Genomic DNA, 12,258 nt, shown 5'->3' with positions numbered 1-12,258 from the left:
TCCTCCTATTTTAGCTATGGCATGCCTCACATTCATCAATTTCTGCCTGGGACGTGCTGCGTACATAGTAAGTTGTTTTTAAACCGTGCTTCCAAGCTGCTAAATGTAACCCTAGTAATTCTTTCGCTTTTATATCATGACGAACGTATAAGTTAAAGCTTATGCCTTGATCTATATGATTTTGTCTAGCTGCATTTTGCTTAATACTCCACACTTGATCCAGTTCATGACGGGCTCTACGATAATAAGGATACGTATGGTGATTTAAATCTGGTGCAGTTACTTTAAATTTAAAGTTTTTCTTTTCCTCCGCATATTCGACCGCATATAACGGATCAATTCCATCAGTAGAGCCGCCGATTTTTGCAGTGGATGAGTTAGGTGCTATTGCCATTAACCAGCCATTTCGAATCCCATTTACACCAATATCTTTTTGTAACGTTTTCCATCTAGACGTTCCATAACCTTTTCGTTCAAAATAAGCACCTGTTTGCCATTCAGACCCTTCAAACTGACTATAACTACCTTTTTCCATAGCTAATTCCATGGAAGCTTGAATCGTGTAGAAAGCGATATTTTCATATAGCTCATTTGCATAATCAACGGCTTCATTCGTTTCCCAATAAAGCTTTTTCAGAGCTAGCAAATGGTGCCATCCAAATGTTCCTAGTCCAACGGCACGATATTTTTTATTAGTCGTTTCTGCTTGTCCAACAGGAATCGTATTCAAGTCAATGACATTATCTAGCATTCTTACCTGGGCTCGAATGAGTCGTTCCAACACTTCAGCACATACCGCTTTTGGCAGATTAATAGATGATAAATTACATACAACAAAGTCTCCTGGCTTTCGTACGATAACAAGATTTCCGTCTTGATCCGTGTATTCATTTACAATCGTTGTAGTCGACATGTTTTGTGCAATTTCTGTACATAAATTACTACAATAGATGGACGTTCTTCCCGCTCCTCTTCCGTGCTTATTCGGATTTTGACGGTTTACTTCATCTCGATAAAACATATACGGTGTACCAGTTTCTAATTGTGCTACCATTATCCGAGCCATAATATCCATTGCTCGATACGTTTTACGTGGTAAAAGAGGATGTTTCACTGCTTCTTCATATTTTTCGGTAAAATACTTATCATTTAATTCATCATAAAAATCTTCTAAGCCTAATGGTTTACCGTTTTCATCCTTCCAGCCCATAATTTGCTTTACTTGATGCGGACAAAACGTGTGCCATTCTCCAATGCTTCTCCCATCTTCGTCCACCTCTTCAAGCTTTTTCATGAACAAGTCTGGGATGCTTACGCCGGTAAAAATATCGTGAGCTTTTCTTCGCTCATCCCCGTTATTTGTTTTCAAATCGAGGAATCCATTCATAATATCTTTGTGAAAAACATCTAAGTAAATTGCTACAGCCCCTTGACGTTGTCCTAATTGATCCACACTTACTGCTGTATCATTGATTAATCGAATCCACGGAACAACTCCGGACGAATTACCTTTGAACTTTTTAATATCTGAACCTAAAGCTCTTACTTTACCGTAGTAGATCCCAATCCCACCACCATCTTTACTTAGACGAGCTATATCCCAGTTATTTAAATAAATACCGTCAAGGGAATCCTCGACTGTGTCAATAAAACAAGACGATAATTGACCAAAGCTTTTACCCGCATTAGATAGGGTCGGAGTTGCAACGGTCATATAGAGATTGCTTAAAGCCCAATAAGCTTCTTTGACAAGTGCTAGTCTTTTTTCTTTCTTTTCATTTTGCATGATTGTCATCGCAATGATCATAAAACGTTCTTGTGGAAGCTCGTATATTTTGCCATCATGATCCTTAGCCAAATACCGGTCTGCCAGTAAAAATAAACCTATGTAATTAAATAGTAAATCCTTGTCTGGTTCTATTTGTTTCTCTAACTCTTTTATTTCCTCTTTGGAATATTGCGTTAAGATGGATGATGAATAAATACCTACCTCGGTTAGTTTTTCAATTAATAAATATAAATCTCCATATTTAAATTGCTTGTCATATCCTCGATTTTGAGAGGCTTTATCGTAAAGCTGTTGTAAATAAAGCTCAGCAGCTAAATATGTCCAGTTTGGTTGGTCCATCGCTATTTGATTTAAAGAATAGAGCATTGCTTCTTGATACATGTTGTCCTTTTGATCCGCTATTTGCCTCATTTTTTCTTTTAATTTACTAGCATCCAAGTTATACCTTATGGCAGCTTTTTCAATCATTTGTGAAACGTTATGTAGTTCTCCTCGTAAAACCGTCGACATGTGAATTCCTCCCCTAAAAATAAAAAAACCGCCCTATTTTACTGAGCGGATGAAACGATAACACAAAAGGGGTATAAAAGTACTTCAAAGTACCTCTCTTGTTGCCATCGTTTCATCTTCTCAATCCCCGAAGATGATGAAACAGCAAGTAAAGATAGGTCTCCTGACTAATGCATCTTCCTACTTTGAGTCCTTCCCATATAAAAAAATTTAAACATTCTTATACAGTGGTTTTCTCATTTCGTTCGCATATACAGTTGCGGGGGCAGCTCTGGATTTTCACCAGATTCCCTTTTACGCCTAATGGCACCTTCACTTACGGCCAAACTATATGTAGTTTATACTTATATAAATTATTCTATATATTGTGTAATTCCTGCTTTTTACTAGAATAAATGATATTTACCCATATTTCAACAAAATTTTCACCTTTTATCATAAATTTGGCAATATTACTCCTTTTTACCTATAAATCGACAACGAAAAAGAATATTATGTGTAGATTGGTGAAAGTTAAGAAAAACGAGGATACAGGTTGAATGCCTATGACAATAAACCAGCAAGAAGACATTCAAATAATTAAGGATTTACAAAGTGATTTAATGAATGCCTGGATGGAGTATTGGAACGCTTATTCCGATTTCAACACTTGGCAATTTTGGGTGATAGTTGGGTTTCTTCTTATACCCCTTGTTCTGATAATCCTATTTTTAAATCGGGAAAAAGCGTTCTTTTTAGGGTTTTATGGCTTTAATGTTCATGTTTGGTTTACGTATGCGGATACGATTGGTGGCTCGTTTAATGCATGGTTCTATCCATATAAAGTTTTTCCTTTTTTGTCGACCAGTTTTGCTTTAGATGTTTCACTTGTTCCAATGGCTTTTATGTTTACTTATCAATGGGTTTTAAAGTATAAGAAAAATTATTATATAGCAGCAACAGTAATGGCTGCATTTCTTTCTTTTGTGTTTAAACCAATATTAGTAGCTATGAATCTTTTCCAGATAGGTGAAGGAGTAACCTATTACCACTTATTTGTGTTCTACTTACTTATTGCATTTGTTTCTAAATGGATTACGAACATTTTTAGTGGCTTTGAACAAAGTGAAATTAGAAAAAATAAACAAAATTAAGAGGTACCTTAAAGGTACCTCATTTTTATTCTAACAATGAAAAACTATACTCTCTCGCTTTAATAGCTTGAATTAAACTTGGCAAAACTTCCACTGTTTGTTTTAATTCGTGTAAAAGCAAAATGGCCCCATCTTCTAAGTGATCCATCACATTTGTCACAATTTCCTGTGGATCACACTTTAGTTCCCAATCCATCGCTGCTACACGCCAAAATATGGGCCTTAACTTTAATTCAGCTAAGACTTCCAGTGTGGCCTCATTGTACTGTCCAAAAGGTGGACGAAAATAAGTTACTTTTTGTCCGATAATACGTTCTATTTTTTCCACACTACTTTTAATGTCTACGTACTGTTTTTCTTTTGGGAGTTTTGCTAAATTCACATGCTTTGTCGAATGGGTTCCGATTTGATGTCCTTCATCTAACGCTCTTTGCCAAGGCCTCGTTGGATATAATAGGCGAGATTGCCAAAAAAACACTGCTGGTACTGCTTCTTCTTTTAAAATATCCAAAATGGATGGCAGCAACTTACTAGGACCATCGTCAAAAGTTAATACTATCGCTTTTTCCTTGTTTACTTTTGTGATTATCTGTTCATCTTGAGAGTCGAACACGACCCTGGACTTGTCAACTACTCATGGACTTTTTATCATCAAGACCACTCTCCTATGTGAAAGGCACTTTTTCTCCATTAGATCGAACTGATTCATACGTATCGTAGTAGGCATCATTATCAAAATCTTCTGGTTTACCATCAAACGTTATGACCCCGTCCTTTAAGGCAATCACTCGTGTAGCATACCTAATGGCAAGCTCTACGTCATGGACATTAATGATCGTCAACAAATCATGCTCCCGGTGTATTTCCTTTAGTAAAGTAAATATGTGATTGGACGTCCCGGGATCTAAACTTGATACAGGCTCATCTCCAAGTAAAGCTTTCGGCTGTTGTAGTAATGCCCGAGCGATTCCAACACGCTGCTTTTGACCACCACTCAATCGCTCTATACGTCGATGGGTGAAGTCTGTCAATCCTACATTATCAATGACCTCTTTTGCACGATTTAGCTCATCCTTCGTATACCATCCAACCAAATTTTTAAACGTACTACGATAACCGAACAAACCAGTCAAGACATTTTGTATAACAGATAAACGGGGGACTAGGTTAAAATGTTGAAAAATCATTCCCATTTCTCTTCGCACCTTCCGAAGCTGTTCCTCTTTTAAATCAGAAAGTAGCTTCCCTTCCCACTGTATCTCACCCTCAGTCGGCTTTTGTAGTCCATTTAGGCAGCGAATAAGGGTTGATTTTCCTGCTCCACTCTTCCCTAAGATGCAGACAAACTCTCCTTTTTGAAAAGAAAGATTAATGTCAGCAAGAGCATTGTCTTCGTTTCCCTTATATTGTACGGTTAAATCCTTTATTTCTAACATGTCGTTTGCCCCTTATATGATCCTTTTTCGAACGTAGCTACCTAGAAGATCGACGATAATGACAATGATCATAATTAATAACACATCAAGGGCCACAGATGGATATTGAAATGTTTTAAAATCATTAAATAATCGTTGACCAATTCCGCCTGCACCGATAAACCCTAATATGAGTGATGTCCTTATAGCCACTTCGAAACGATAAAAATAATTGGATAACACATTTGGCCATATTTGCGGTAAAATACTAAAGATATTACCAAACCCTTTCTTCGCTCCAACAGCCTTCATCGCTTCTTGTGGACCCGGATCAGAAGCTTCGATTAATTCCGAGATTAATTTTCCAAGTACACCGATATTGTGAAACATCATTGCTAAAACTGCCGGAAATGGGCCAAGTCCTAACGCCGTTAATAAAATTAGTCCAAATACAATTTCGGGAATGGATCGAACAAAGCTCAAGATCACTCTCGTCAAATGAAATAAAAATTTACTTGGCGATGTATTCCAAGCGGCCATAAAGCTAATAGGCAAGGCGACAATCAACCCAAGAAAACTTCCCAAAAAGCCCATTGCTACTGTTAAAATACTGTCTTCAATCATCCTTGGAAGATTAGACGTATCCATTGGGAACCACTGGGTTAAAAAGTCAATCATATTTCGAAAGTCTTTAAACTTTGATATATCAAACTCTGTTAGCCGCATACTAACATACGTAAATGCGGCTAACAGAAGCAAGGTAAAAATACTACGGCGTTTAAACCACAATGTTATCAGCTCTATTCCTTAATGATTCCTTGTTTAATCGCAGCTTGCTTAATACTTTCATAATCTTCATCTGTTGCTTCTGTAAATCCACTAGCTCCAAATGCATCTAAAATTTCCTCATCCTCTATTGCTAAAAAGGCTTGTCGTAACGTTTCAATCGTTTTTTCGTCTGTATCACCATGTACTGTCCATGGATATTGGAAAAGCTTTTCGGATTGCCAAATTATTTTCAACTGCTCTCCGTCAATCTTTCCAGATTCAACAAGTTGATTATAAATAGCACTATCAATCGCACCAGCATCTACTTGCTTATTTTGTACAGATAGAGCAGTTGCGTCATGGGAACCAGTATATCGTACAGAATTAAATTCATACTCATCCTCAGATTCATAAACGCCCCTATCCTGTAATTCAATACTTGGGATCAAGGAACCAGAAGTGGAGTTTGGATCACCAAAAGCAAAATCAACTTCTCCTGGATTTTCTAGTAAATCCTCTATTGATTCCCAGGGATTATCCACATGGGTAATGATATACGAATGATAAAAAGGCTCGCCATCCACTAACTGGGTAACGATTGCCTTTGCACCACTATTTTGATGGGCAATAACGTATGTTAATGGACCCAAGAAGGCCATATCAATTTTATCGTAGTTCAATGCTTCCACAACCCCATTGTAGTCTGGATAAACATCAATTGTTACTTCACGTCCTAAGTCTTCTGTTAGAATTGCTTGAAGTTTATCCATCGCACCGTCCATTGCTCCTTCTGTTTGGGCAGGAATAACTCCGATAGAAAATGCTTCTTCTGTGTTCGATCCTTCATCTGTTCCATTATTATTCTCATTTTCCGTTCCACACGCAGATAAAATAAACAGTATAGTAAGAGAAAAAAGCAGGAATCCCCATTTTCTCATTACGTTCACCTCTTTTTCATTTTGTATTCGTATAAAATGCTCAAATCTAAGTACGAAAAGTAACTAACAGGTCAGTAAAAAGGGCCCTAAGAAGAGCCCCTTGCTAAATCACGTTAATGCGTCCAGCATTTTCATTTGTTACTTCTCCAATTATTGCAGACTCCACATTTCTCGCCTTTAAATCTTCTAGTAGAGCTTCTGCTTCTGCTTCTGGTACTGAAATAAGAAGTCCTCCTGATGTAACAGCATCACATAGGATTAATTGATCGATTTCACTAACATGGCTCGCATAATCAATTTTTCCTTCCAGCCACTTGTGATTTTTTTTCGATCCACCAGGAACAACCCCTTGCTCAGCGAATTCCTTCGTTTTCGGTAAAACTGGTACCTTTTTACTATAAATCGTAATACCAGCATTACTTCCTTCTGCTATTTCACACGTATGACCTAATAAGCCAAAGCCAGTAATATCTGTACATGCATTTACGTTATAGCTTTCCATCGCCTCTGCTGCATCTTTATTTAATGTTGCCATCACTTGCATAACGTTTTCTAAATCTTGTTCATCTAACAGATCACGTTTAATCGCAGTCGTTAAAATACCAACACCAATAGGTTTCGTAATGATTAAGCGATCTCCAGGCTTTGCACCTGCATTAGCTCTTATCTTTTCTGGGTGAATAGTTCCTGTTACAGATAAACCAAATTTCGGTTCTTGATCATCTATGGAATGTCCACCAACTAACACTGCTCCTGATTCCCTAACTTTGTCAGAGGATCCAGCTAAAATTTGCGCTAAAATTCCTTTATCTAATGTACTGATCGGGAAACCGACGATGTTCATAACTGTAATTGGTTTCCCACCCATAGCATATACGTCACTTAATGCATTCGCTGCTGCAATTTGTCCAAACATATACGGGTCATCTACGATAGGTGTAAAGTAGTCTAACGTTTGTACGAGTGCTACTTCATCATTTATTTTATAGACACCAGCATCATCAGAAGTATCTAATCCAACAAGAAGATTCGGGTTTGGTTCGGATTTTGGTAAATGACTCAGCACCTGAGCCAGGTCTTCAGGACCAATTTTGCAGCCTCAGCCTCCTTTCGTCGACAATGAAGTTAATTTAATTATTTCATCTTTTTTGGACATTTTCTCACTTCCTTACTCTATGTTTTCTTGGAGCGCATTTTCATAAATAGTTTGTAACTTATTTGCTTCATAGCTACTAGAATGATTTTCGGCAATATAGTTTTTGGCTGTCTCTCCAATTTGTTGCCTTAGTTCGATATTATTCATGATTTGCTCCGCATAATCAAGAAATTGGATTTTATTTTCGTAAACAAATCCTGTTTTCCCTTGTGTCACAATGTTTTTGTTACCATGGTTATCCGATGCGATAACTGGTATTCCATAGCTCATTGCTTCCAAAATCGCTGCAGATTGACCTTCTGAAATAGATGTATTAAGAACGGCATCTGCCTCATGATAAATTCCACCCATTTTGTCATGATCTACTTGACCAATATAAGTAACCCAATCACTATTTTTACCTACTAGTTCTTGAACAACTTTTCCCTCTTCCTGCTCAATCACTGGACCAACTAACCAAAGACGAATGTATGGATAATTGTCGTGGAGAGATTTTAACATATGAATAGCGGAAGGAACATTTTTCACCTTTCTAATTCCAGCTGGCAATACAAATAAAAATGTATTTTTATCCTTTTGAATAGCTGGTTGATTCTCCATAAACGGGGGTGTTCCTTGATGAATGATGTGAATTTTCGAATATAATTCTGACGCTTCCTTTGCCAATATGCCCTTCGCCTCATGATCAAAAACGTGAATAGCTTTAGCATTTCGTAAACAGTCTAAAACATCCTTACGCCTATCTTTATTAAATAGATCGTGATTTAAATCTGTCCCTGTCATCGTCACAACATAGTGATGCAGTGGTTGTTTTAGTTTTTCCTTAAACTGATAAAATCGATACGCATGAAAACCATGTACAATATCAGCTTGAGGGAGTTCTGTTATCACATTGTCATCCATGTTTGATATGATTTCCGTCCTAACCCCAAGCTTCTGTAACCCGTTAGCAATTCGTTGGACGGTTACAGTATTTCCCCGTGGTTGATGGAAATTAGGTGTAATTAAAAGTACCTTCAATGATCGTCATCCTTTTAGACTTTATTATTCTTTATTATTCTTTCTGACCTTTATATTACTTTTCCCTTGTTTCTTTATTCAAGTAAAAAACCTTGTAAGATATGGTGACGAAAAAATTCCAAATATGAAATAAATTGAATATAATAAAACAAACTCGTTTTTTACTTTCGTTGATGATAAGGAAACGGAATTTAGTAGGTTTTTAAACTGACGTATTTAACGTGAAATAACATAGAGAGGTGAAGGTTACAATGAGTGGAATAGTTGGATATGTAGGTAAACGTTCATCTCAGCAGATTTTAATAGACTGTTTAATGCACTTAGAATACCGTGGATACGATTCTGCTGGTTTGGCTATATCGAATGGCAATGAAATAGAAATGCGAAAAGAAAAAGGGCGAATTCAAGATTTGGAGGCTTCCATTCAACTTGATCCCATTTTAAAAGGAACACTAGGCATCGGTCATACACGCTGGGCCTCACACGGGACCCCATCCGCTTTAAACTCTCATCCTTTAACAGATAATAAAGAAAACTATTATGTAGTACATAATGGCATTATTGAAAATTATCGACAGTTAAGAAAAGTATTAATAACAGAAGGATATACTTTTTTAACCGATACTGATACAGAGGTCATCCCTCACCTTTTAGCTAAATATGATACAGGAGACTTGAAGGAAACTGTACGTAGAGTGTTACCAATGCTTCAAGGCTCTTTTGCATTGGCTATTATGAGCAAAACCCAACCAGATACGATTATTGGGATTTCACAGGAGAATCCATTGATCCTAGGTTATGGTGATGGAGAAGCCTTTTTATCTTCTGATATTTCTGCCCTTTTATCGTATACGAAGGAAATTTATCCGATAAAAAACAATGAAATTGCCGTGTTAACACCTACTACAATTACAATCCAAACAATAGGTGGAGAAAGTGTAACTCCGGTAAAGTCTTTGATTGAGTGGGACGAGGAAGAAATTACATTACAAGAGCACGATTTCTTCATGTTGAAAGAAATTACCGAACAACCAAAAGCAATCAAACAAACATTAGCGGGACGATTAACTGCTTCTTCTGTATCCATCCCTGAGCTTGATACTTTTTTTGAACAATTTCAGATGGAAAGTTTTCGGAAAGTTGACATTGTTGCTAGTGGTACCTCCTATCACTCTGGAATGATAGGAAAAAAAATTATTGAACAAATGCTTTCAATCCCAGTTGAAGTTTCTATTTCATCTGAATTTAGCTTCGAACACGGCTTACTAGATGATCAGACGCTCGTCATTGTCCTTAGTCAGTCAGGCGAAACAGCAGATACGTTATCTGCACTTAAGGAAGCTAAAGCCCATGGTGCGAAAACGATTGCAATAACAAATAAAAAAAGAAGCAATATTGCGAGAAAAGCAGACTGTATGATTTGTACAAATGCAGGCCCTGAATTAGCAGTGCCTGCTACCAAAGCTTACACCTGTCAAATGACTGCCCTCATCCTTTTAGCTATCGCTCTATCAGAAAAAGTGAGCGGACCTGGTAATAAGATGACTCCAGATATGTTGGAAGCATTGAAAGAATTACCTAATGAAGTGGAAAAGTGTTTGATTATGACACAGGATGCAATTGATAAATTTGCACAAGTTACCGATGATCAAGACCATCTATTTTTAATTGGACGTGGACTTGATTATGTTCTCGCTTTAGAAGGTGCCCTGAAGCTGCAAGAAGTTGCCTATTTACATGCAGATGCTTATGCTGCTGGAGAAATCAAACATGGAACCATGGCTCTATTTACACCAGGTATCCCAGTTATTGCATTAGCGACCCAAGCCCATTTAAGAGAAAAAACGATCAGTAATATTCGGGAAATTAAAGCAAGGGATGCATATGTTGTAGGAATCACAACCATAGGTGATGAATCGGTAGCTGAAGTCGTTGATGAAGTATTATATATACCAGAAGCTCACGCTTTTTTCATGCCCATACTTGCAGCTATTCCATTACAATTGTTAGCCTATTATGCTGGTACTGTTCGTGGTTATAACGTGGACCGACCACGCAATTTAGCGAAAAGTTTAACAGTAGAATAATATGACGTTAAAGGATATTCCATTGGAATGAACATGGAATATCCCTTTTTGCGTTTCCTCTTCCGTATAAAACTTCAGTATTCCTGGTAATAATAAAAAATAAATATGAAATTTTTCCCTTGCTTAAAAGGAAGGTGGTCGAATGAAAAAAATAGTAACCATTTTCGTCATGTTTGGGGTGGTCATCGCATCTGCGATTATCGTAAGTGCTGAACAAGTACACGGAAAGACGATACATGACTGGGAACAAGTGCATGTATCTACAGAAGATAAATTAATTGATAAGTATGAAAAGAAAATTGATACATTCGCAGGGGTACACTATCATGACTATCACGTATACCATACGATTAAAACAGTTGTTTTTCGCTGTGCTCTTCATGGAGATTATAAGACAAAAACAATTATTCATAATACAAGGCATGAAGAACAGACCCATTAATTTTTGAAACTGGAGGTGAGGACATTGGCAAACGCTTATTTATGTCCTAACTGTAAAACGAATCGTTCACGCTTTAATATTATTCAACAAGTTGCAACACCGGTAAAAATGGATGCACAATCAGGTGAAGTTGTAAACGAATTCACGAATGACACGTTAGATATTTTCCATAGGCCATACAATGGACCAGAATATAAAGTACAGTGTGGTGTCTGTGGTTTAGTTGAGGACGAAAGAACCTTTATTAAACACGCGGAGAATAGTCGATGAAAAGAAAAGGAGCTTGGTAACCCAAGCTCCTTTGTTATGGCATTATTTAATTGGTAGCATTCTTGTTTCTTATTGATTTTAATTGCTTTTCTAAGGTTTCCCTCATACTTCCTGCCAATTCTTCTACTGCTAGTATGTGTTCAATCTTTGTTACATTTTCACGATCCTTATATCGAACTTCATTTACCATCGATACTGTCACTTGTTGAGGATGATTTTCTTTTAAAATTAATTCATCAGTAGGGGTAACAATTCCTTCTTGTAGCACTCGAAACATAAATCCTGTATACCCTTTATCAACCATACGATTCACCATGTCTGGCACTTCATATCTAGCAGCAAGTTTATAGCAAGGGACACGTGGTTCCGTTACTTGGATCACGGCTTCTCCATAAGAGAAAACATCCCCAATACATGCAACATCCTCTGTTAAACCAATAACCGTAACGTTTTCACCAAATATAGCCGTGTTGTCTACATTACTCAATATATCTTCCCAATAAGTGTAGTAATCATACGGATATAAACATAATGCCTTATCCTCTCCACCATGCTGTTTATAAGCGTGTTCATCACCAACTAATCCTATCTTACTAAGGAAAATAGGTTCTTGAAGGGACTTTTTTCGAATAGCTGTGTCAAACGTTTGTTTTCCATATGTATGTGTTTCGATTTTGCCAAGGTTTAACGATTTTACTGTATACTTTTTCGTTATTGTATGCACTAGGTC

12 protein-coding genes and 1 riboswitch are annotated in these 12,258 nt (G+C 37.1%); of the genes, 4 read left to right on the top strand and 8 right to left on the bottom strand.

The features are described 5' to 3' along the window. Window positions 1–10: 10 nt before the first annotated feature. A complete protein-coding gene (locus HNQ94_RS04325; protein ID WP_174494907.1) occupies window positions 11–2,299 on the bottom strand; it encodes a ribonucleoside-diphosphate reductase subunit alpha in 2,289 nt (762 codons plus the stop codon). A 136-nt stretch (window positions 2,300–2,435) separates the two neighbouring features. Continuing rightward, a riboswitch (cobalamin riboswitch) is annotated at window positions 2,436–2,628 on the bottom strand. Window positions 2,629–2,844: 216 nt separating this feature from the next. Between HNQ94_RS04325 and HNQ94_RS04320 the strand changes: the two genes are divergently transcribed. Beyond that, entirely contained in the window at window positions 2,845–3,432 is a 588-nt protein-coding gene (locus HNQ94_RS04320) for a CBO0543 family protein (protein ID WP_174494908.1), read from the top strand. A gap of 25 nt (window positions 3,433–3,457) precedes the next feature. On the opposite strand, the gene HNQ94_RS04315 is transcribed toward HNQ94_RS04320, so the two are convergent. From HNQ94_RS04315 to HNQ94_RS04290, 6 genes are all read right to left on the bottom strand, one after another. Then, window positions 3,458–4,045, bottom strand: coding sequence for a polysaccharide deacetylase family protein (locus HNQ94_RS04315; RefSeq protein ID WP_246199921.1), 588 nt, complete (start codon window positions 4,043–4,045; stop codon window positions 3,458–3,460). 52 nt (window positions 4,046–4,097) lie between these two features. Further along, window positions 4,098–4,868, bottom strand: coding sequence for a phosphonate ABC transporter ATP-binding protein (gene phnC, locus HNQ94_RS04310; RefSeq protein WP_174494909.1), 771 nt, complete (start codon window positions 4,866–4,868; stop codon window positions 4,098–4,100). Between the two features lie 12 nt (window positions 4,869–4,880). Further along, the gene (phnE, locus tag HNQ94_RS04305; protein ID WP_174494910.1) at window positions 4,881–5,636 is read right to left on the bottom strand and encodes a phosphonate ABC transporter, permease protein PhnE; all 756 of its coding nucleotides are present in this window, start codon (window positions 5,634–5,636) and stop codon (window positions 4,881–4,883) included. 11 nt (window positions 5,637–5,647) lie between these two features. Beyond that, window positions 5,648–6,553 (bottom strand): phosphate/phosphite/phosphonate ABC transporter substrate-binding protein, encoded by a 906-nt coding sequence (gene phnD / locus HNQ94_RS04300; RefSeq protein ID WP_174494911.1) that lies wholly within the window; start codon window positions 6,551–6,553, stop codon window positions 5,648–5,650. Window positions 6,554–6,656: 103 nt separating this feature from the next. Then, on the bottom strand, window positions 6,657–7,709 hold the full coding sequence (selD, locus tag HNQ94_RS04295) for a selenide, water dikinase SelD (protein ID WP_174494912.1): 1,053 nt from the start codon (window positions 7,707–7,709) through the stop codon (window positions 6,657–6,659). Window positions 7,710–7,721: 12 nt separating this feature from the next. Continuing rightward, complete coding sequence (locus HNQ94_RS04290) at window positions 7,722–8,729, bottom strand: glycosyltransferase family 4 protein (RefSeq protein ID WP_174494913.1); 1,008 nt, start codon at window positions 8,727–8,729, stop codon at window positions 7,722–7,724. Between the two features lie 251 nt (window positions 8,730–8,980). Here HNQ94_RS04290 and glmS point away from each other — a divergent pair, with 251 nt between their 5' ends. The 3 genes from glmS (at window position 8,981) to HNQ94_RS04275 (ending at window position 11,528) form a co-directional block, all read left to right on the top strand. Continuing rightward, a complete protein-coding gene (gene glmS, locus HNQ94_RS04285; protein WP_174494914.1) occupies window positions 8,981–10,816 on the top strand; it encodes a glutamine--fructose-6-phosphate transaminase (isomerizing) in 1,836 nt (611 codons plus the stop codon). 142 nt (window positions 10,817–10,958) lie between these two features. Further along, window positions 10,959–11,258 (top strand): hypothetical protein, encoded by a 300-nt coding sequence (locus tag HNQ94_RS04280; protein WP_174494915.1) that lies wholly within the window; start codon window positions 10,959–10,961, stop codon window positions 11,256–11,258. A 24-nt stretch (window positions 11,259–11,282) separates the two neighbouring features. After that, on the top strand, window positions 11,283–11,528 hold the full coding sequence (locus HNQ94_RS04275) for a DNA alkylation repair protein (RefSeq protein WP_174494916.1): 246 nt from the start codon (window positions 11,283–11,285) through the stop codon (window positions 11,526–11,528). Window positions 11,529–11,574: 46 nt separating this feature from the next. Here the strand turns inward: HNQ94_RS04275 and HNQ94_RS04270 are convergent, their stop codons facing one another. Continuing rightward, window positions 11,575–12,252 carry an MOSC domain-containing protein gene (locus HNQ94_RS04270; RefSeq protein ID WP_246199922.1) on the bottom strand — a complete coding sequence of 226 codons (678 nt, stop codon included), beginning with the start codon at window positions 12,250–12,252 and terminating at the stop codon, window positions 11,575–11,577. Window positions 12,253–12,258 lie beyond the last annotated feature (6 nt).

The organism is Salirhabdus euzebyi (assembly GCF_014207435.1).
Taxonomy (GTDB): Bacteria; Bacillota; Bacilli; order Bacillales; family Alkalibacillaceae; genus Salirhabdus; species Salirhabdus euzebyi.
This window is presented reverse-complemented; position numbering and strand designations above follow the sequence as displayed.

Bases quoted from the DNA above. Each gene is read 5' to 3' on its own strand.
- phnD (WP_174494911.1), bottom strand. From the start codon at position 6,553: ATGAGAAAATGGGGATTCCTGCTTTTTTCTCTTACTATACTGTTTATT.
- HNQ94_RS04320 (WP_174494908.1), top strand. From the start codon at position 2,845: ATGACAATAAACCAGCAAGAAGACATTCAAATAATTAAGGATTTACAA.
- HNQ94_RS04325 (WP_174494907.1), bottom strand. From the start codon at position 2,299: ATGTCGACGGTTTTACGAGGAGAACTACATAACGTTTCACAAATGATT.
- HNQ94_RS04280 (WP_174494915.1), top strand. From the start codon at position 10,959: ATGAAAAAAATAGTAACCATTTTCGTCATGTTTGGGGTGGTCATCGCA.
- glmS (WP_174494914.1), top strand. From the start codon at position 8,981: ATGAGTGGAATAGTTGGATATGTAGGTAAACGTTCATCTCAGCAGATT.
- phnC (WP_174494909.1), bottom strand. From the start codon at position 4,868: ATGTTAGAAATAAAGGATTTAACCGTACAATATAAGGGAAACGAAGAC.